Source organism: Streptomyces kryoterrae (assembly GCF_054072135.1).
In genome coordinates, this window is record NZ_CM133358.1 from 7071421 (window position 1) to 7091791 (window position 20371).

16 protein-coding genes and 1 pseudogene are annotated in these 20371 nt (G+C 69.8%); 6 read left to right on the plus strand and 11 right to left on the minus strand.

The window, feature by feature from the left end:
- Positions 1–205: 205 nt before the first annotated feature.
- A complete protein-coding gene (locus tag ACW4TU_RS31470) occupies positions 206–2143 on the minus strand; it encodes an amylo-alpha-1,6-glucosidase (RefSeq protein ID WP_457418621.1) in 1938 nt (645 codons plus the stop codon).
- The gene (locus ACW4TU_RS31475) at positions 2140–3615 is read right to left on the minus strand and encodes an amylo-alpha-1,6-glucosidase (protein WP_457418623.1); all 1476 of its coding nucleotides are present in this window, start codon (positions 3613–3615) and stop codon (positions 2140–2142) included. The genes ACW4TU_RS31470 and ACW4TU_RS31475 overlap by 4 nt, the downstream gene beginning before the upstream one ends.
- A 118-nt stretch (positions 3616–3733) precedes the next feature.
- Between ACW4TU_RS31475 and ACW4TU_RS31480 the strand changes: the two genes are divergently transcribed.
- Together ACW4TU_RS31480 and ppdK are read left to right on the plus strand one after the other, a co-directional pair.
- Positions 3734–4945, plus strand: coding sequence for an ROK family protein (locus ACW4TU_RS31480; protein WP_457418625.1), 1212 nt, complete (start codon positions 3734–3736; stop codon positions 4943–4945).
- Positions 4946–5357: 412 nt separating this feature from the next.
- Positions 5358–8105, plus strand: a complete 2748-nt coding sequence (gene ppdK / locus ACW4TU_RS31485; protein WP_457418627.1) for a pyruvate, phosphate dikinase — start codon at positions 5358–5360, stop codon at positions 8103–8105.
- 201 nt (positions 8106–8306) lie between these two features.
- On the opposite strand, the gene ACW4TU_RS31490 is transcribed toward ppdK, so the two are convergent.
- The 3 genes from ACW4TU_RS31490 to ACW4TU_RS31500 are packed head-to-tail and all read right to left on the minus strand — an operon-like array spanning position 8307 to position 9713.
- Positions 8307–8834, minus strand: coding sequence for a hypothetical protein (locus tag ACW4TU_RS31490; protein ID WP_457418629.1), 528 nt, complete (start codon positions 8832–8834; stop codon positions 8307–8309).
- Between the two features lie 40 nt (positions 8835–8874).
- On the minus strand, positions 8875–9300 hold the full coding sequence (locus tag ACW4TU_RS31495) for a cytotoxic translational repressor of toxin-antitoxin stability system (RefSeq protein ID WP_457418631.1): 426 nt from the start codon (positions 9298–9300) through the stop codon (positions 8875–8877).
- Positions 9297–9713, minus strand: coding sequence for a prevent-host-death protein (locus tag ACW4TU_RS31500; RefSeq protein ID WP_457418633.1), 417 nt, complete (start codon positions 9711–9713; stop codon positions 9297–9299). The genes ACW4TU_RS31495 and ACW4TU_RS31500 overlap by 4 nt, the downstream gene beginning before the upstream one ends.
- 180 nt (positions 9714–9893) lie before the next feature.
- Between ACW4TU_RS31500 and ACW4TU_RS31505 the strand changes: the two are divergent.
- Positions 9894–10148, plus strand: a pseudogene (locus ACW4TU_RS31505) (deoxyxylulose-5-phosphate synthase); the annotation flags it as partial.
- Between the two features lie 206 nt (positions 10149–10354).
- Here the strand turns inward: ACW4TU_RS31505 and ACW4TU_RS31510 are convergent.
- The 3 genes from ACW4TU_RS31510 to ACW4TU_RS31520 all read right to left on the minus strand — a co-directional run bounded on the left by ACW4TU_RS31510 (position 10355) and on the right by ACW4TU_RS31520 (position 13250).
- Positions 10355–10954, minus strand: a complete 600-nt coding sequence (locus tag ACW4TU_RS31510) for a hypothetical protein (protein WP_457418635.1) — start codon at positions 10952–10954, stop codon at positions 10355–10357.
- 72 nt (positions 10955–11026) lie between these two features.
- The gene (locus ACW4TU_RS31515; RefSeq protein WP_457418637.1) at positions 11027–12187 is read right to left on the minus strand and encodes an alkaline phosphatase PhoX; all 1161 of its coding nucleotides are present in this window, start codon (positions 12185–12187) and stop codon (positions 11027–11029) included.
- A gap of 76 nt (positions 12188–12263) precedes the next feature.
- The gene (locus ACW4TU_RS31520) at positions 12264–13250 is read right to left on the minus strand and encodes a DMT family transporter (protein ID WP_457418639.1); all 987 of its coding nucleotides are present in this window, start codon (positions 13248–13250) and stop codon (positions 12264–12266) included.
- Between the two features lie 94 nt (positions 13251–13344).
- On the opposite strand from ACW4TU_RS31520, the gene ACW4TU_RS31525 reads away from it, so the two are divergent.
- The 3 genes from ACW4TU_RS31525 (at position 13345) to ACW4TU_RS31535 (ending at position 15943) form a co-directional block, all read left to right on the plus strand.
- Complete coding sequence (locus ACW4TU_RS31525; protein ID WP_457418641.1) at positions 13345–13851, plus strand: MarR family winged helix-turn-helix transcriptional regulator; 507 nt, start codon at positions 13345–13347, stop codon at positions 13849–13851.
- Positions 13852–14087: 236 nt separating this feature from the next.
- A complete protein-coding gene (locus tag ACW4TU_RS31530; protein ID WP_457430422.1) occupies positions 14088–14861 on the plus strand; it encodes an SAM-dependent methyltransferase in 774 nt (257 codons plus the stop codon).
- A 155-nt stretch (positions 14862–15016) separates the two neighbouring features.
- Positions 15017–15943 (plus strand): oxidoreductase, encoded by a 927-nt coding sequence (locus ACW4TU_RS31535; protein WP_457418643.1) that lies wholly within the window; start codon positions 15017–15019, stop codon positions 15941–15943.
- 70 nt (positions 15944–16013) lie between these two features.
- Here the strand turns inward: ACW4TU_RS31535 and nirD are convergent, their stop codons facing one another.
- Genes nirD through ACW4TU_RS31550 form a run of 3 tightly spaced genes read right to left on the minus strand, consistent with a single transcriptional unit; the run spans position 16014 to position 20244 of the window.
- Positions 16014–16385, minus strand: coding sequence for a nitrite reductase small subunit NirD (nirD, locus tag ACW4TU_RS31540; RefSeq protein ID WP_457418645.1), 372 nt, complete (start codon positions 16383–16385; stop codon positions 16014–16016).
- Entirely contained in the window at positions 16382–18997 is a 2616-nt protein-coding gene (gene nirB / locus ACW4TU_RS31545; RefSeq protein WP_457418647.1) for a nitrite reductase large subunit NirB, read from the minus strand. The genes nirD and nirB overlap by 4 nt, the downstream gene beginning before the upstream one ends.
- Complete coding sequence (locus tag ACW4TU_RS31550) at positions 18994–20244, minus strand: NAD(P)/FAD-dependent oxidoreductase (protein ID WP_457418649.1); 1251 nt, start codon at positions 20242–20244, stop codon at positions 18994–18996. The genes nirB and ACW4TU_RS31550 overlap by 4 nt, the downstream gene beginning before the upstream one ends.
- Between the last annotated feature and the right edge of the window lie 127 nt (positions 20245–20371).

A 20371-nucleotide genomic window follows, 5' to 3' on the forward strand; every position in this document is an offset into this window, starting at 1 on the left:
GGTACGAGTGAACTGAGGCACCCCGGAGGTCCTTCCGTGTGAAGCCGTGCAGGAAGCGGCGGACCCGGCGCGGGAGCCGAGGTCCGCCACCATCCCGTACGGCGGGCCCTCAGCCTCCGTTCAGCCTTCGCGCCCAAGCACCCGGCAAACACCCGGCAAACGCCTCACCAAGCCCGACCGGCCACACACGTCGTCGCACGTCCCCTCAGGCGCCCCCGACCGCCGTGAGCAGCGCCAACGGGGCCGCCGCCGACCGGGACTCCCGTACGCACGCGTGCGGGTAGGGCACCGGTTCGCCGTGGGTGTCGCGGCCGTAACCGGCGAGGACCTCGGGGAGGCGGTGGCCGGTGGCGGTCGCCGCGTCGACGAGTGCGTGGGCGACCGTACGGGCCTCGTCGTGCAGGCCGTACCGGGCGAGGCCCAGCGTGATCAGGGCGTTGTCGTGGGGCCAGACCGAGCCCCGGTGGTAGGAGAGGGGATGGTAGGCGGCCTGGCCCGACGCCAGCGTCCGTACGCCCCAGCCGGAGAAGAAGTCCGGTTCGACCAGGCGCCGGCCGACCTTCTCGCCGTACTCCTTGTCGAGCAGCCCCGACCAGAGCAGATGGCCCGCGTCCGAGGCCAGCGCGTCGACCTGTTTGCCCTCGCCGTCGAGCGCGAGGGCCGGGAAGGAGTGCTGGGGCATCCAGAAGTCCCGCTGGAAACGGTCCCTGAGGTCGGCCGCCGCCTGTTCGAGGAGAGCGGCGTACACCTCGTCGCCCCATACCGTGCGGGAGAGCTGGGCGGTACGGCGCAGGGCGTCGTACGCGTAGCCCTGGGCCCCCGCCGCCATCACCGGGCCGCTTGCGCGGGTGCCGTCGGCCGAGCAGATGGCGCCGGGGGAGTCCTTCCAGTTCTGGTTGGCGAGGCCGCCCTGGTCGGCCCGGTAGACCAGATAGCCACGGGACGTCAGGCCCCCGTGGTCCAGCATCCAGCCGATCGCCGCACGGGCGTTGGCTTCGAGGCGGCGCGCCAGGGCCGTGTCGCCGGTCTGCTCGACGTACGCCCCGAGGAGCACCAGGAACAGTGGTGTCGCGTCGACCGAGCCGTAGTAACGGCCGTACGGCACCTGCCCGAAGTGCGCCAGTTCGCCGTGCCGTACCTCGTGCACGATCTTGCCCGGCTGGGCCACGGAGTCGGGGCCGACCTCGGTCGCCTGGGTCGCGGCGAGCGCCGGGAGGGTGGCGGCGGCGAGTTGGGGGCGGTAGGGGAGGGCGAAGAGTGAGGTGAGGAGTGCGTCGCGGCCGAGGAGGGTGAGGAACCAGGGTGCGCCGGCGGCCGGTACGCGCAGCTCCTCACCGTCGGGTCCGGTCGCGGGGACCTGCATCGACGCGAGGTCGGAGAGACCGCGTGCACAGGCCGCCGCCAGCTCGGGCCAGCCGGTGGGGAAGGCGACGCCCTCGACGAACTCCCCCTCCAGAGCGAGGAGTTGGTCATTGGCGGCAGTGGGGGAGGCGGGGACCAGCGGCTCCTTGGCCGCGCCGTGCGGGCGGGCGGCGACGCGCAACGCCAGTTCCGCCGAACCGTGCGGTTCCAGGTCCAGGGTCCAGACGAGGCGCCGGGCGCCGGTGCCGGTCTCCTCGACGCCGTCGGGGGCGGGCTCGGCGGTGACCGTCGTACAGGACAGCCACTCACCGCGCCGGTAGCTGAACTCGACGCCGTCGTCCAGGACTTCACGTTTACGGACGGCGCCGGACTTGACGTACGTCCGGTAGTCGGAGCGCAGCTCGAACTGGTCGGTGAAGTCGGCGTCGGCGGTGACCGCGATCCGGACCGTCACCGGCACCGGACGGTTGCTGGTCACCCGCAGCGCCTCGACGAACGCGCCGTCCGTGACGGCCTGTTCACGGAAGAGCGTGTAGGCGGGCGGCTCCTGACGGCCCCCGCGCGGTACGAGGACACAGCGCGCGGTGTCCCCGTCGGCGACCGGGCTGAGCGTCTCGGGCACGGCGCCGTCGACGGTGAGCTGCCAGCGGCTCAAGTGCCGTGCGTCGCGTACGAACAACCCGTCGGGCTGGTTGCTCCCGCGTACGCCGCTGATGTCCCCGCCGTCGCCCACTGCCGCGAACGTCCCGCCGTGCACGAGCAGATGATGCCGGTCCGTCATGCCCGTTCGCCTCCCTTGTCATCCATGCCACTCATGCCACTTACGTCACTCATGCCACTCGTGCCGAATACGGTGTTGATGTCGCTGTCGCCGAAGGGCTGTTGGTGGAGCAGGTCGAGGGTGAGCGCGGCGGTCCAGCCGAAGCCGAGCGCCCCACAGGCCTCGCCGGTGTACGGGTCCACGTACTCCGCGAACTCCGTCGCGTCGGCGGTCTCCAGCAGCGCCGTGCGCAGCGACTCGGCGTGCGCCCGCTCCCCGTGCTGCCGCAGCCCGCGCTCCACCAGCCACCCTGTGTTGAACCAGGCCGGCCCCCGCCAGTAGCGGTGCGGGTCGAAGGCCTCGCCGAGCAGGTCGTAGGACGGCACGAGACGGGCGGCGCCGCCGACCTCGAAGTGCGGCCCGCGCGCGGTACGCACGAGGGTGTCGGCGATGTCCCGGGGGAGCGTGGGCAGGAGAAGCGGGATCAGCCCGGAGACGCTGCGTTCGGGGATGAGAGCACCGTCCCGCACATCCCGGCAGAAGAACATGCCCTCCGCCGGGTCCCACAGCCGCTCCACCAGGGCCGCCGTCAGGCGTTCCGCGCGGGCGTGCCGGGCCGTCCCCGTCGCGCCCAGCTCGCGGGCGATACGGGCCAGCGCGTGCTCCGACGCGATCAGCAGCGCGTTGAAGGAGGGGTCCTCGACGGCGAACTCACCGGTACCGTCCGCGTATCCGGCGTCCCGGTAGTCCGTGGCCAGTCGCACGTACCGCCCGTAGTCCAGGTCGGTCGGCCGGTCCTCGGCGGCTCCGTGGTCGAGGTCGGCGCGGCGGAAGGAGCGGGCCGGAGCCGGGGTGACGCGGCTGAGCGGGGCGTCCCAGCAAGGGCTGTTGTCCATACCCTGTTCCCAGGGGTGCACGACCGACGCGAGGCCGCCCCCGCCCAGGTCGCGGCGGTGCAGCAGATAGCGGTGCCAGGCGGCGAGTGCCGGGTAGGCGCGGGCGAGGAAGCCGCGCGACCGGGACAGCCCGGGGTCGGCCTGGTGCACCAGCCAGACGGCCAGCGCGTGCACCGGTGGCTGCACGATGCCGGACGTCTGTACGGTGCGCGGGGCGCCCGCAGCGCGCCCCGCGGTCGAGGAGCGCCAGAAGTCGGGGCTCGGGAAGTACGCGTCGAGCGGGACGGAGGGGTTGAAGACGATGTGCGGGATCCGCCCGTCGCCCCACTGGGCGGAGAGCAGCGTCTCCAGCTCCGTCTGCGCGCGCAGGGGCGACAGATGACGCAGGCCGATCGCGATGAACGCGGAGTCCCAGGACCACTGGTGCGGATACAGGCCGCGCGAGGGCACCGTCGAGGTGCCGGTCCAGTTGCCCTCCAGTACCTCGGCGGCCCTGATGTGCAGGGCATGCGGGGCATGTGTCGTAACGTCCGCTTCGTATACGAAGGAGTGCCCCGTGATGCGGGCACGGGAGGTCAGCTGGGCAGTGCGATCCACTCGGGGCTCCCCGACACGTTCGGCCCGACCGGTTCGGTCGCGCCACCTTAGAGTTACGTCTATTTAACACGCATAACTCAATATGTAATGCAGGCTTGAGAAACACAAGGGGGTGCGCATGAGTGGTCGTGCTCAGGCGAGCGCCGGCGATCTGCTCGAACTGGTACGCAGCGGACGCGCCACGACTCGCGGTGCCCTGCAACAGGTGACGGGTCTCTCACGCGCGACGGTCGGACACCGGCTGGACCGGCTGTTCCGCGCGGGCTGGCTGCGCGAGGGCGCGTCGGGCCCGGTCGACTCACCGCTGGGCGGTCGCCCGTCGATCACCCTGGAGTTCGACGACGCCCACGCCGTGGTCCTCGCCGCGGACCTCGACACCCGTCATGCCCGCGCCGCCGTTCTCACCCTCACGGGTGAACTTCTCGCGGAGCACTCGGGCACGCTGGCCGTGGACGACGGTCCCGAAGCCGTACTCGGCGAACTCGGCCGCTGGTTCGCGGAGCTCCTGACGAAGGCCGGCCACCGCCCGTCCGAGGTCTGCGGCATCGGCCTCGCGGTACCGGGCCCGGTCGACATGGACACCGGCCGCGTCGTCCAGCCGCCGATCATGCCCGGCTGGGACGGCTACGACATAAGGGCCCGGCTGGCCCGCGCCTTCGCCGAACACACGGACGAGCCGGGCGCCGCGAGGGTCCCGGTACTGGTCGACAACGACGCCAACCTCATGGCGTACGGCGAACAGCGCACCGCCTATCCCGGCTGCTCGGCGTTCGTCCTGGTCAAGGTCTCGACGGGCATCGGCGCCGGCGTGGTGGTCGGCGGTTCGGTGTTCCGGGGCATCGACGGCGGCGCCGGGGACATCGGGCACATCCGTGTCCCGCAGGGCGCCGAGGCGCTGTGCCGGTGCGGGTCGTACGGCTGCCTGGCGGCCATCGCGAGCGGTGGCGCCGTCGCCCGCCGGCTCGCCGAGACCGGGGTGCCGGCGGCGTCGGGCTCGGACGTACGGGATCTGCTCGCCGCCGGGCACCCGGGGGCGCTCGCGCTCGCGCGGGAGGCGGGCCGGAGCGTGGGGGACGTACTGGCGACGGTGGTGACGCTGCTCAACCCCGGCGTGCTGATGATCGCGGGCGACCTGGCCGGCACGCCGTTCCTGACCGGCGTACGGGAACTGCTGTACCAACGGGCGCTGCCGCGCTCGACCGCTCATCTGGACGTGGTGACGTCGAGGCTGGGGGAGCGGGCGGGGCTGGTGGGGGCCGGGGCGATGGTCGTGGAGCACCTGTACGCGCCGGAGCGGGTGGAGGAGCGGTTGACGGCGCTCGGGGTGTGACCTTGTGACGAGGGTGTTTCCCTCTCTTGTCGGCGTCCGCATGGTGAAATTCCGGTGCCCGTGAGTGCGTGATTCTCGCCACCCTTGATAGGGGTTGCGCTCAGATGAGCGGATCGCGGACGACTGCACTTCTCAAAGGGTGGCACTGAGTGCCACCCTTTGATCGTTCATCGACAGAACTCAGACGTGTCGCGATCTGCTCACTTGAGCGACAAAATGCACATGAGGCCATGGTTGCCTTCAAGAAGTGAAAACACGCCGCTCGCGCAGCTTGCGAGCTGTGACTTTGGATCTACTGGCTGACGGCTGGTTACAGGCACATGACGCGCAAGTGGACGTACCCAGACGCCTTCGATCTGGGTATGTTCCTGGCCGTCAGGGCAGCCACCGCGTCCTCAAGGAGTTGGGACCCGTGTCGGAAAACAAAGATCCCCACGTAGCTCGGCCGGCCAACAGTGTTGAGGACGTGAAGTTCGTTTACGACTTCACCGAGGGCAACAGGGACCTCAAGGACCTTCTCGGCGGCAAAGGCGCCAACCTCGCCGAGATGACCAACCTGGGCCTTCCGGTGCCTCCGGGCTTCACGATCACCACCGAGGCGTGCAAGACCTACCTCGACAGCGGCGACGAGCCGGCGGCACTGCGTGACGAGGTGAGCGCGCACCTCGCGGCCCTCGAAGCGGCGATGGGCAAGAAGCTCGGCCAGGCCGACGACCCCCTCCTCGTGTCCGTCCGTTCCGGGGCGAAGTTCTCGATGCCCGGCATGATGGACACGGTGCTGAACATCGGCCTCTCCGACAAGTCGGTCCAGGGCCTCGCCAGGCAGTCCGGCGACGAGCGCTTCGCGTGGGACTCGTACCGCCGCCTCATCCAGATGTTCGGCAAGACGGTTCTCGGCGTCGAGGGCGAGCTGTTCGAGGACGCGCTGGACGCGGCGAAGACGGCCAAGAAGGTCGCGGTCGACACGGAGTTGGAGGCCGCGGACCTCAAGAAGCTGGTCACCAAGTTCAAGAAGATCGTCAAGACCGAGGCGGGTCGCGACTTCCCGCAGGACGCGCGCGAGCAGATGGACCTCGCGATCCACGCGGTCTTCGACTCCTGGAACACGGACCGCGCGAAGCTCTACCGCCGCCAGGAACGCATCCCGGGCGACCTCGGCACGGCGGTCAACATCTGTTCGATGGTCTTCGGCAACCTGGGTCCCGACTCGGGCACGGGCGTCGCGTTCACCCGCGACCCGGCCAGCGGCCACGCGGGCGTGTACGGCGACTACCTGCAGAACGCGCAGGGCGAGGACGTCGTGGCGGGCATCCGCAACACGGTCCCGCTCGCGGAGCTGGAGCAGATCGACAAGAAGTCGTACGACCAGCTGATGCAGATCATGGGGACCCTGGAGAACCACTACAAGGATCTCTGCGACATCGAGTTCACCATCGAGCGCGGCCAGTTGTGGATGCTCCAGACGCGCGTCGGCAAGCGCACGGCGGGCGCGGCCTTCCGCATCGCCACACAGCTCGTCGACCAGGGCCTCATCGACGAGGCGGAGGCGCTGCAGCGCGTCACCGGCGCCCAGTTGGCCCAGCTGATGTTCCCGCGCTTCGACGACGAGGCGAAGGTCAAGCAGGTCGGCCGGGGCATCGCGGCGTCGCCGGGGGCGGCGGTCGGCAAGGCGGTGTTCGACTCGTACACCGCGGTGAAGTGGTCGCGTTCGGGCGAGAAGGTCATCCTGGTCCGCCGGGAGACCAACCCCGACGACCTCGACGGCATGATCGCGGCCGAGGGCATTCTGACCAGCCGTGGCGGCAAGACGTCCCACGCGGCCGTCGTGGCGCGCGGCATGGGCAAGACGTGCGTGTGCGGCGCGGAGGAGCTTGAGGTCGACACCAAGCGCCGCCGGATGACGGTCCCCGGCGGACATGTGGTGGAGGAGGGCGACCTGATCTCGATCGACGGGTCGTCCGGCAAGGTCTACCTGGGCGAGGTTCCGGTGGTCCCGTCCCCGGTGGTGGAGTACTTCGAGGGCCGGATGCACGCGGGCGCCAACGACGCCGACGAACTGGTCGAGGCGGTCCACCGGATCATGGCCTTCGCGGACCGGAAGCGTCGCCTGCGTGTCCGGGCCAACGCGGACAACGCCGAGGACGCGATGCGGGCGCGGCGGTTCGGCGCGCAGGGCATCGGCCTGTGCCGTACGGAGCACATGTTCCTCGGCGACCGGCGCGAGCTGGTGGAACGCCTGATCCTGGCGGACACGGACGCCGAGCGCGAGGAGTCCCTGAAGGCGCTTCTCCCGCTCCAGAAGCAGGACTTCGTGGAGCTGTTCTCGGCGATGGACGGCCTCCCGGTGACGGTCCGTCTCCTCGACCCCCCGCTGCACGAGTTCCTCCCGGACATCACGGAGTTGTCGGTACGGGTGGCCCTCGCCGAGTCCCGCAAGGACCCGCACGAGAACGACCTGCGCCTGCTCCAGGCGGTACACCGGCTGCACGAGCAGAACCCGATGCTGGGCCTGCGCGGCGTACGGCTGGGCCTGGTGATCCCCGGCCTGTTCACGATGCAGGTACGGGCGATCGCGGAGGCGGTTGCCGAGCGCAAGAACGCCAAGGCCGACCCGCGCGCCGAGATCATGATCCCGCTGGTGGGCACCGTCCAGGAGCTGGAGATCGTGCGCGAGGAGGCCGACCAGGTCATCGCCGAGGTCGAGGCGGCGACAGGCCTGCAGTTGAAGCTCGCCATCGGCACGATGATCGAGCTGCCGCGGGCCGCGCTCACGGCCGGCCAGATCGCCGAGGCGGCGGAGTTCTTCAGCTTCGGCACGAACGACCTGACGCAGACGGTGTGGGGCTTCAGCCGGGACGACGTGGAGGCCTCGTTCTTCACGGCGTACCTGGAGAAGGGCATCTTCGGCGTATCCCCGTTCGAGACGATCGACCGGGACGGCGTCGGCGCGCTGGTCAAGCTGGCGGTCGAGGCGGGCCGCGCGACCCGCCCCGACCTGAAACTGGGCGTGTGCGGCGAACACGGCGGCGACCCGGAGTCGGTCCACTTCTTCCACGAGGTGGGCCTGGACTACGTCAGCTGCTCACCGTTCCGGATCCCGGTGGCGAGGCTGGAGGCGGGGCGGGCGGCTTCGTCGTCGACGGGGAGCGATCACCGGTAGAGGCCAGTAGAGCCACCAGAGGGCTCCAAGGAGCCCCGAAGACGCCGGAACCGCCGCCCTGTCACCCCGACCCTCAGCGACACGGCAGCGGTTCCGGAGCACGAGAGAAGGCGGCACCCCTGTGCGGGGAGTGCCGCCTTCTCGCTGTCCGTGCTCATACCGATGGCCGATGGCCGATGCGCGATCCGTACGCCTGTCGCCCTACCACCCGAACTCGGCGGGCCCGACAACCCGCGAGCCGACCTGTGCCGCCAACCAGGCGGGCCGCTCGTCGTCCCCGGGGCGCGCATGGACGAAAACGGTGTGCTCGGCGGCCCACTCCTCGCAATGGATGGTGTGGCTGTTGGACGCGACCTGCAACTCGGCGTACTTGTACTCCACGTCCAGCCCGAGTTCAGGCACAGCCGGCCACTTCATGTTGTGCCAGAGCACGTAACATCTGCTGATGCCCGCCCAGACTCCGAGGGCTTCGGACGCTTGGGCGAACGTGCCGGCCCTCACGCTCAGGCTCGCGGGAAAACCGATGTCACCCTTTCCGTACCAACTGACATTTACATCCGGCAGGGCTTCCGTCAGCTGCCGCAGGACATCGTCGTCGTATGCCCAGGCGTCCAAGTAGCAACCGCCCGGATCGTGCCAGGAGGCGACGGACAGCAGTTTCTCCGCGAGGTTCAACGCCTCGGACAGGTCCGTGGTCCGCAACACCGGCCACGCGATGGTGTTCCCCATGTCGGCATCCTGGCAGAGGGGGTTGGCCGCCGCAGGTGGGTTATGTGCCGTCCGTCCAGTACCGCTGAAGACGGGCCACCGCCTCATCCTTGGTCAGCTCGGCCACCGCGCCCTCCGAGAGACCCACACGGTGGATCAGGAGATAGGCCAGATCCGCCGGCAGCGACTCCTTGGGCGCGGAGGGGGCTCCCCGGTCGGGGAGCTTTGCGTCAAGGACGCAGTCCCAGAACTCGGTGTCGGTGACGATCAGCTGATCACGAAGGATGTGGCTCCACAGCGCGGCGCCGTAGACCGTGCGATCGACAGGGTGCGAGATACGGGTCCTCAGGACCCGTCCGTCGTACAGCGTCAACTCGTAGGTGACGTGATGCGTGCCAGTGCGCCCACGAGCCTCCCGGACTCGCTTCCAGTCCTCGACGACACAGAACCGTTCATGGCGCTCACGGTCCGGTTGTGGTCGGCTCACCGCTGCACTCCCACCAGCCAGTCCGCCAGCTGACGGTCATCGCTCAAGACGATCAACTGCACCAGTCCCCAGTTGTCCTGATGATTGGGAGCCAGTCGCAACCGCTCCTGCCAGTCGTCGGCGTACTCCCGCAGGGCGTCGACCATCTCGTTCACGGCGTCGTCGAAGGTCGCTCCGTCAGCCGCGACCGGGAGGCCGGGGATGAAGATGGACCAGCCGCCCGCCTCCGCGATGACCTCAGCCTTGGACGAACACACTGAGAACAGATACCGACGCAGTCGCTCGACGTCGACGACCGCAGCACACCCGGTGGCTCGACGAACGGTCGCGACCCGCCCCTCATCTGCGGCGTCAAGAAGCTCTTTCAGGTGCGTACGCGCTTCGGTATAGCTCTCAAAATGCACTGCGGACATGGTGACCTCCTGCCGACCCTCGTGGGATCAGCCTGCCTTGTGCGACTAAGTACGTCAAGTACGCGAAGTACTTATCTGGAATGAGCGACGCTTGGTCTGCGGGCTGCGCTGGAAGGTCGGCTTGGCGGATTCGACGTCGATCTCCTCGTGGGGTGGTGCCAGTCTCACAACGGAGATCAACGGCGGATCTGCCCGCGATGTGCGGAACGGCTGATCCATGTGGGGTCGGCCTTCGCTGCGCCCCGACGGCGGGACACCGAGGCGTGGCGGACACTCTCGGTGCTGTTGAACGCGGGCGTGCGCTTCCACAAGAGCTGCTGCGGCGGACCCGGCTACCGGCCTCGTACCCTGCGCGAGGTACGCGAGCGGGTGGCGTACGCGCGGCGGACCGGCAGCCCCTTCGCCGAAGCGCTCGTACTGCGTGACCTGCCGTGACCGGGTGGACTACCCACTCGAAGACACGGAACAGGTTCGCCAACGCCTGCTCGCTGCCGTTCAGCTCATGGGATGCCACGTTCTGCAGGTCGCGACCGCAACCGGGACCCCCCTGGCGATCTGGGACGCGGTCACGGGCGACGAGTAGTAGCACGGAGTGGCGGAAGGCTTCACGGTGAGCACAGCGCCGGCCAAGGAGCGGACCGTCAGGAGTACACCATCGGGCACCCCCGTCTGAGCGAGTGCTGGGCCGCGCGCAGGTACAGGGCGACATAGAAGGCGGCGTTCAGATCCTCCCCCCACGGCCCCGGTCGGGTCGCCGTCAGTTTCTCCGCTGTCCCGTCCAGGAACCAGCTGGTCAGGTCCAGGTTGTCGCACATCTCCGGGGTCTCGGGCGGAAGTTCGACCGCCGTCGCCAACTTCTCGGCGATCGCCAGGACTTGCGGGGCGCCCACGATCACCGTCGAGTCGGAGTACGAGGACTCGACCGGCAACTCGATCTCCTCGTCCAGGGACACCGGCACCAGTACGTTCCAGCCGCAGAGCAGATCCGTCTCCGCGTCCGAGAGGTGCGCCCCGCACAGCGTGAGGAAGCTGTTCATGGACGGGACCAGTTTCTCCTCGAAGGACCGGCCCGAGCCGCGTACGAATTCCGCTGCCGCGGGTACGGAGTCGTACCGGGGCAGACCGCGTCGTACCAGTTCCGCGTTCAGGCCCGCGGCGATCTCCGCATGCCCACCCTCGTCCTCGTCCTCGTTCTCACCGAACCAGTCCTCCGCACCGACATCGACCAGGTATACGCCCATGACCGCAACGTACTGCGCACCACTGACATCGACGCCGGTGCGCAGTACGGGCGGGGTGTACAGGGGCGGTGCTTACGAGCGGAACGGGCCTGTCACCTCGTACGTGATCCCGCCCGAGGAGCTGCCGCTCGTGCCGCGCTGGCTGGAGAAGTACAGGCGGCTGCCGTTGGGTGAGAACGCCGGGCCCGTGATCTCCGAGGCCGACTGGCCGTCGATGCGCAGGAACGGGGCGACCAGGTCGTCCGGAGTGATCAGGCAGATCTCCATGTTGCCGCCGTCCTCCGCCACGAACAGGTCGCCGGAGGGTGTGCCGGTGATGTTGTCGACGCCGGTCAGCGGGGCCGTGCCCGACGTGACGAGGGAGTCGTCGTACGCCAACTCGTAGGTGTTCGTCAGCAGGTTGAGCTGCCAGACCCTGTTGTCGCCCTTGGTGGTGAACCAGACCTTGTCGTCGGCGTAGTAGCAACCCTCGCCGCCGTTGAAGGACTTGGAGCCGGAGACCTGGGTGCGCGTGGTCGTCGGGGAGCCGTCCGGGTCGGGGATCGTCGTCCAGGTGTACGAGCCCGAGGTCGCCGTGCCGGCCACCAGGACCTGGAGAGTGCCGGCCGACAGGTCGCCCCAGGTCGTGGGAACGAAGCGGTAGAGGCGGCCGTTCGTCTCGTCCTCCGTCAGGTAGACGACCTTGCGGACCGGGTCCGCTGCCGCCGCCTCGTGCTTGAAGCGGCCCATCGCCGGGCGCTGTGTCGCCGCGTTCGTGCCCCACGGGTCCGTCTCGTAGACGTACCCCAGTGACACCTCCTCGCAGGACAGCCAGGTGTTCCAGGGGGTCCGTCCGCCCGCGCAGTTCTGGCGCGTGCCCGACAGGATGCGGTACGCGGAGGTGATGGCGCCCGTCGACGAGAACCTGACCGCGCTCGCGCCGCCCGACGGGTTGATCTCCGAGTTGGAGACGTAGATCCAGCCTGTGCCGTCGGCGTAACAGGCCCCGCCGTCAGGGGCGTTGTGCCAGGTGTACGACGTTCCGGTGACCGTCTGGCCCGAGCGGGCGACGACCCGGCTGGTGAAGCCGGCGGGGAGTCTGATGCCGTTGGCGTCGGGCGCGGCGAGGGCTCCGTACGGGCCGGTGCCCGGCTGGGCGGGGGCCGCGTGGGCGGCGCCGCGCCACAGGGTGCCGCCGAAGACGGCCGCCGAGCCGCCGATGACGGCGGCGCGCAGAAGAGTACGGCGTTCCATGTGCGCGTTGTGTGCGTCCACTCTCGCTCCAAGGGTCCAAAGGGGGGTGGCGTGGCGTGCGGTGACGTCTGGGACCTTAGGGCGGCGGAATGGAATTGTCATGTACGCGCGATGTAGCCTTGGCGGTCGTTCGTTGCCGTGCCGCGAGACGGTCGGGTGCTGGATTGTCGACATGTCGGTCGGAACGTCGGTCGGTGCCTCGGTCCACGTGTGCGTCGGCACGCCTGGGGCGTCCGAGGGTGACGCCCGCCAGCACCAGGGCCAGTCCGCACAGTTGCTGGATCGTCAGTACTTCTCCGGCGAGCGCCGTGCCGAACAGCACGCCCGTGACCGGGTTGAGGAGTCCGATCAGCCCCACGGTGCCTGCGGGCAGATGTCGCAGTCCGGTGAACCAGACGGTGAAGGCCAGAGCGGTGGCCACCAGGGCGACGTAGCAGAAGGCGAGGAGTGTGGGTGGGGGGAGCGCGGGCGGAGCGCCCTCCATGACTACGGCGACCGGCAGCAGGAGCAGACCTCCGGCGGTGAGCTGCCAGGCGGTCGTGGCGATCATGTCGGCGTCGCCGGTCCACCGCTTGGTCAGGATGTGACCGAAGGACGATACGAGTACGGCCGCCGCCGCGGCGAGGATTCCCGGCACGCTTGTCGCTCCTGCCCCCGCGAGCAGCATGAGGCACACGCCCGCGAGCCCTATCACCGCCCCGGCCAGGTGCGCGGGCCGGGGCCGCTCGGACACCAGGGGCCATGCGACGAACATCATCGTCAGCGGGGACACCGCCATGACGGTCGAGGCGACGCTCGTCGGCAGCAGCTTGGAGGAGACGTAGACGAGGACGAAGAACACGCTCACGTTGACCAGACCCAGCACGGCGGACCGCCACCACCAGGCACCCCGGGGTCGGCGCCTGCGCAGGGCCAGCAGGGCCAGTCCGGCGGGCAGCGCCCGCAGGGCGGCCCCGTACAGCGGGTGATCCATCGGGAGGAACTCGCGGGTGACGAAGTAGTTGGCTCCCCAGGCCACCGGCGCGACGGCGGTCAGCGCCACCCAGCGTGCGTTAGCTTCCATGGAAGATACTATAGCTTCCAGGGAAGCTAATATGTACGTCGTAAGAGTCATGGGAGACGGGGGAGGAGTGGGAGAAGTGGGAGACCGGCAGGGGATGGACCGCGTAGCGCGCATCCAGGACGAGTGGCGCCGCGAACGGCCCGACGTCGACATCACGCCACAGGGAGTGATCGGTCGGCTGCACCGTCTGGCGGACCGTCTCAGCGAGGAACTCCGCCTCGTCTACGGCCGCTACGGCCTGAGCGAGGGGGAGTTCGACGTCCTGTGTGCCCTGCGGCGCGCGGGCGAGCCGTACGAACGGGCACCCGGTGAACTCGCCGCGCACACCATGGTCACCACCGGCGCGATGACGAAGAGAGTCGATCGCCTGGAGCAGGCCGGACTCGTCACCCGCCGCCGGTCCGACGACGACCAGCGGGGCCGGATCGTCGCCCTCACCGGACCCGGACGGGAACTCATCGACCGGGCGTTCACCGACCACATGCGCAACGAGCGGCGGCTGCTGGATCTCCTGCCGAGCGCCGAGGCCTCGGCGCTCGAAACGCTGCTGACGGCGTGGCTCTCCCACATGGAGTATCCGGGCCCTACCGGTGGCGACTGACCCCGACGCGCATGCCTACGAGCAGTCGGCGCCGGATGGCCGGAACCCTGCGGTGCGTGGGCGCGGATCTTCACAACTCCGTTGCGGAGAAAACGAGTTCACCTACGTTGGTGCCTGATGATCACCGTCACGCCACAGGAGGCTCTTCCGTGTTAGACGACGACCCGACTCCCTCGGTCAACCCGACTCCCTCGGTCAACACCGGCACCGGCACCGGCGCACGGGCGCGGGCGCACATCGACACCTCCAAGCCGCACTCGGCACGCTTCTGGAACTACTTCGTCGGCGGCAAGGACAACTACGAGGTCGACCGTGAGATCGGGGACCAGATCAAGGGGATCTTCCCCGGTCTCGTCGATGTCGCCGTCACCAGCCGGCACTTCCTGGGACGCGCCGTCCGCTACCTGGCCGACGAGCAGGGCGTACGCCAGTTCCTGGACGTCGGCACCGGGCTGCCGACCGCCGACAACACCCACGAGGTCGCGCAGCGCGCCGCCCCGGACGCCCGGATCGTGTACGTCGACAACGACCCCGTCGTGCTGGCCCACGCGGACGCCCTGCTCGGCAGCACCCCCGAGGGCCGGACCGTCTATCTGAACGCCGATCTGTACGCCCCCGAGACCATCCTCGAAGCGGCGGCCGACACCCTCGACCTCTCCCGGCCGGTCGCCCTGATGATCCTCAACACGCTCGGCCATGTCGCCGACCATGACCAGGCGCGTGACCTGGTGAGCCGGCTGATGGCGGGCCTGCCGTCGGGCAGCCATCTGGTGGTCAGCGACTCCACCGCCACCAGCGAGGGCATGATCGCCGCGTCGGAGGCCTACAACGCGAGCGGCGCCGTGCCGTACTACGTGCGGAGCGTCGCGGAGATCGCCGCCTTCTTCGACGGCCTCGACCTGGTGGAGCCGGGCGTGGTCCAGGTACCCGAGTGGCGCCCCGACCTCCGGGGCCCGGCCGGTCCCGCCGCGTCCGTCGACGCCTACTGTGGAGTGGGCCGCAAGCCCTGACGTGCGGATGCGGAGCCTGGAACTGGCCATGGGGGCCGATCCGGCGCAGTCTGGGACGCGTATCCGGATCCGGACACGTACCCGGGTACGCGTCCGGACGCGTACCCGTGTCCGCCGGAACCGCCGGACTCGTCGCTCATGGAGGTAACCCGAACATGCCGGGCTGGAACACGCAGGACATCCCCGACCAGAGCGGTCGCATCGCCGTCGTCACCGGGGCCAACAGCGGTCTCGGGTACGTCACCGCGCGGGAGTTGGCACGCAAGGGGGCGCGGGTGGTGCTCGCGTGCCGGAGCGAGGCGCGCGGGAACGAGGCGGTCGGGCGACTGCTGGCCGAAGTGCCGGACGCCATCGCAGAGTTCTGGCCGCTCGACCTCGGAGACCTGGGCTCCGTAAGGGAGTTCGCGGACGAGCTTCCGTACGAGCGGCTCGATCTCCTCGTCAACAACGCGGGCGTGATGGCACTGCCCTACGGCACGACGGCGGACGGGTTCGAGACACAGTTCGGGGTCAACCACCTCGGGCACTTCGCGCTCACCGGGCTGCTGTTCCCGACCCTGCTCGGCACGCCCGGCGCCCGGATCGTGAACCTCTCCAGCGGTGCCCACGCGCTCGGCAACATCGACATCGACGACCTCAACAGCGAGCGCGGTTACCGGCGTTGGACCGCGTACGGGCGTTCCAAGACGGCCAACCTGCTCTTCACGCACGAGCTGGCGCGCAGGCTGGCCGCGGTCGGCTCCGGTGTCGTGGTCGCTGCCGCGCACCCCGGGTACGCCGCCACCAACCTGCAGACGGCCGCGCCGAGGATGCAGGGCCGCAAGGGTGCCGAGCGGTTCATGGAGTTCGGCAACCGGGTCTTCGCCCAGTCCGCCGAGGCGGGCGCCCTGCCCACGCTGTACGCGGCCACCGCACCGGACGTACGGCCCGACGCGTTCGTCGGGCCGTCCTTCCTGGGCTGGCGCGGCTCGCCCGCCAAGTCCTGGCGGGCTTCCTGGACGCTCAACGACCGTGCCGGGGAACGCCTTTGGGCTGCCTCCGAGCAGCTCACCGGGGTGACGTACGAGGGCCTGAAGTCATGAAGTACGTGAGCGGCGCCCCGGCCGGTGAAGGCTGGGGCGCCGCTCACGAGCAGCATCGGTCGGGGGTGGGTCAGGCGGCGGCGCGCACCTCGTACGCCTGCACGGCCACCGTCTCGTCGTCGAGGCAGCGGCCCGACTCCAGGTCGAAGCGCTGCTTCAGGAGCGGCGAGGCGACGTACGGGCGGCCCTGGTGGGTGCCGGTCAGGCCGCGGGAGAGGACCGCCGCGCCGCCGAACGGGTCGCGGTTGTCGATGGCGTACAGACTGCCCGCGCGGTCGCGGAAGATGGCCGCCTGCCGGCCGTCGGGCAGCAGGGCCGCCACGCCGCGGCCCGGCAGCAGGAGGCTCAGGTCGCAGACCGTGAACCAGTCGTCAGCGCTGTCGTCGCTGTTGTCGAGGCGGAGTTGGATCTTCAGGTCGGTCGTCTCGGGTGCCAGGGTCATCGCTGGGCGCTTCCTTCCAGGACGTCATCGGCGGGGCGCAGGCCGATGGACAGCAGCGGCAGGTCGGGCTTGATCTGGTCGCGCTCGGGGACGAAGCCGACGACCGGGTCGGGGGTGTCCGGCGCGTTCACGAAGGACACGAACCGGGCGAGTTTCTCGGGGTCGTTGATGGTGTCGGCCCACTCGTCGCGGTAGTGGGCGACGTGCGCGGTCATCAGTGACTCCAGTTCCTCGCAGATGCCGAGGGAGTCCTCCACGACCACGTCGCGTACGTGGTCCAGGCCGCCGGGGATCCGCTCCAGCCAGGTCGACGTGCGCTCCAGCCGGTCCGCCGTGCGGATGTAGAACATCAGGAACCGGTCGATCAGTTTGATCAGTTCGGCGTCGTTCAGATCCTGGGCCAGCAGGTCCGCGTGGCGCGGGGTGGCGCCGCCGTTGCCGCCGACGTACAGGTTCCAGCCGCCCGAGGTGGCGATGATGCCGAAGTCCTTGGACTGGGCCTCGGCGCACTCGCGGGCGCATCCTGACACCGCCGACTTGAGCTTGTGGGGCGACCTGAGCCCCCGGTAGCGCAGCTCCAGGTCGATCGCCATCCGGACCGAGTCCTGGACGCCGTAGCGGCACCAGGTCTGGCCGACACAGGACTTCACCGTGCGCAGCGACTTGCCGTAGGCGTGGCCCGACTCGAAGCCGGCGTCCACCAACCGGGTCCAGATCAGCGGGAGTTGCTCCACCCGCGCGCCGAACATGTCGATCCGCTGACCGCCGGTGATCTTCGTGTAGAGGCCGAAGTCGCGGGCGATCTCGCCGATGACGATCAGGCCCTCCGGGGTGATCTCACCGCCGGGGATGCGCGGGACGACCGAGTACGAGCCGTTCTTCTGCAGGTTGGCGAGGAAGTGGTCGTTGGTCTCCTGCAGCGCCGCCTGCTCGCCGTCGAGGACGTAGCCGCTCGCGCCGATGGTCGGGGCGAGGGAGGCGATGATCGAGGCGACCGCCGGCTTGCAGACGTCGCAGCCGTCTCCGCCCTTGGCGTTGTCGCGGCCGTAGCGGTCGAGCAGGTCCTGGTAGGTGTTGACGCGCAGGGCGAGGACGATCTCGTACAGCTCCTCGCGGGTCTGCGAGAAGCAGCCGCACAGGCCCTTGTCGACGACGACGCCGCTCGCCTCCAGCTCGGCGGTGACGAGCTGGCCGAGGACCTTGACGCAACTGCCGCACGTCGTACCGGCCTTGGTGCACTTCTTGACCTCGGGCACGGTGGTGCAGTTGTGCTCGGTGACCGCGCCGCGGATCGTGCCCTTGGTGACGTTGTTGCAGGAGCAGATGATCGCGCTGTCCGGCAGCGCGGACGGGCCGAGCTGGACCGGGCCGCCGGCGCCGGCCGGGAGCACCAGGGACTCGGGGGAGACCGGCGGGACCGTACCGGTGAACGCGCGCAGGGTGCCGTAGGCCTCCGCGTCGCCGACGAGGATGCCGCCGAGCAGCGTGCCGTCGCGGCCGATGACGAGTTTCTTGTACAGGCCCGAGCGGGAGTCGGAGTAGACGACGTCGAGGCAGTCCTCGGTGGCGCCGTGCGCGTCACCGAAGGACGCCACGTCCACGCCGAGCAGCTTCAGCTTGGTGGAGAGGTCGGCGCCGGTGAACGTCAACTCCTCGGCCTCGTCGGCGGCGATGGCGGCGGCGGCGGTCTCCGCCTGCTCGTAACCGGGGGCGACCAGGCCGTACACCCGGCCGTCGGAGGCCAGCGCGCACTCGCCGATCGCGAAGACGTGCGGGTCGTTGACCGTACGGCACCGCTCGTCGACCGCGATGCCGCCGCGCTCGCCGACGGAAAGGCCGCAGTCCCGGGCGAGTTGGTCCCTCGGCCGGACACCGGCGCTGAACACCACCAGGTCGGCGGCGAGTTCGGAACCGTCGGACAGCTTCATCCCGGTGACCGCGCCGTCCTCGTCGACGACGATCTCCTGGGTGCCCACGCCCGTGTGGACGGACAGGCCCATGTCCTCGATGGTGCGCAGCAGCGCGGCGCCGCCGCCTTCGTCGACCTGCACCGGCATCAGGCGCGGCGCGAACTCGACGATGTGGGAGGTGAGTCCGAGACCCTTCAGCGCGCCGGCCGCCTCAAGTCCGAGCAGACCACCGCCGACCACGGCACCCGTCGTACGGGTACTCGCGTACTCCTCGATGGCGAGGAGGTCCTCGATGGTGCGGTAGACGAAGCAGCCCTTGGCGTCCTTGTTGGGGACCGGCGGTACGAAGGGGTAGGAGCCGGTGGCCAGCACGAGGACGTCGTAGTCGACGACCAGGCCCGAGCGGGAGGTCACCCGCTTCGCCTCGCGGTCGATGGTCTCCGCCGGGTCGCCGATGTGCAGCTCGATGCCCTCCTTCTCGATGAACGCCATGTCGGTCATCGAGAGGTCCTCGGGCGTCTTGCCCGAGAAGTACGAGGTCAGCGCGACGCGGTCGTATGCCGGACGCGGTTCCTCGCACAGTACGACCACGCGGTGCGCGGCGGTCAGACCGCGCTCGGCGAGGGCTTCGAGGAAGCGCTGGCCGACCATTCCGTGGCCGACGAGCACGATCGTGGGGGTGGCCCCATCAGCGGCGGTCATGAGGAGCCTCCATCGTTGGTGAGCAGGTGGAGCAAGGGTCCGCCGTCGGTGGGGAGCGGCTCTGCTCCCTCCCAGGCGCGTGCGAGGGCGCCGACGGTGCCGAGTTCGCCGACGAGCACCCCGCCGACCAGCCGGTCGTCGCGGACGACGACCTTGCGGTAGGTGCCCCGGGTCGCGTCGGCGAGCTGGATGACGTCGTCGCCGGGGCGGGGGGTCGGCTCGCCGAAGGCGGCGAGGTCGAAGGGGTTGCCGGTGTCGGCGGTGAAGTCGGTGAGGGAGAGCCGGGTGAGGGCACGGGTGCCGGTGTACCTGACGCCCGCGGTCCCATCCCTGTCGGCGATCAACTCGGCCAGGACTTCGGCCTGTTCGAGCGCGGGAGTGGCAAGCCCGTAGATCGTTCCCTGGTGCTGTGCGCAGTCCCCGAGGGCCCGGATGTGCGGGTCGGAGGTACGCAGTTCGTCGTCGACGAGGATGCCCTTGTGCACGGCGAGCCCCGCGTCACGCGCGAGCCCCACCCGGGGCGAGACGCCGCATGCCAGTACGACGAGGTCGGCGTCCAGGGCGTAGTGGTCGGCCAGCTCGACCGAACGGACCCTGCCGCCCACACAGCGCACGTTCCGCACCCGGCACTCGGTGTGCACCTCGACGCCCAGATCGGTGAGGTGCCGAAGCACCAACGCCGAGGCGCCCGGGTCCAGCTGACGTTCCATCAGGCGCTCGGCCTGCTGGGCGAGAACGACCTGCGCGCCGCGTACGGCGAGTGCGCGGGCGGCGGACACACCGAGGAGCCCGCCGCCGATGACGACGACCCGCGCCCCCGGACGTACCGCCTTGGACAGGCCGATGCAGTCGTCCATGGTGCGGAACGCGTGGACGCCTGCGGGGAGTTCGTGGTCCGGGGTGAACAGCCCACGCAGGGGCGGGAGTACGGGGTTGGACCCCGTCGCCAGCACCAGCGTGTCGTAGGCGATCGACGACCCGTCGGAGCAGTGCACGGTCCGGTCGGCGCGGTCGATGTGCTCGGCGCGGGCCCGGACCAGCCGGTCCGGCGACGGCAGGGCGATCACCTCGGGGCCGTACCGCCCGGCGAGGACCTCGGCGAGCAGCACCCTGTTGTACGGGCGGTGCTCCTCCTCGCCGACGAGCACGACGTCCGAGGCGGACAGGCCGAGCTCGCCGAGCCGCCGGGCGAGCCGTACGCCCGCGAGCCCGGCGCCGATCACCACCACACGCGTATTCGAGGTCATGTACTGCAGCGTGCGTTGCCGGTGTTACCCGGCAGCATCACGTCTGTTTCCCGGGGGGCACGCTTCCCTCAGCGGTAGCCGATAGAGGGTGTGAGGGTTCCGGAAGGCCGAGGCAGGCGGCTGTGAG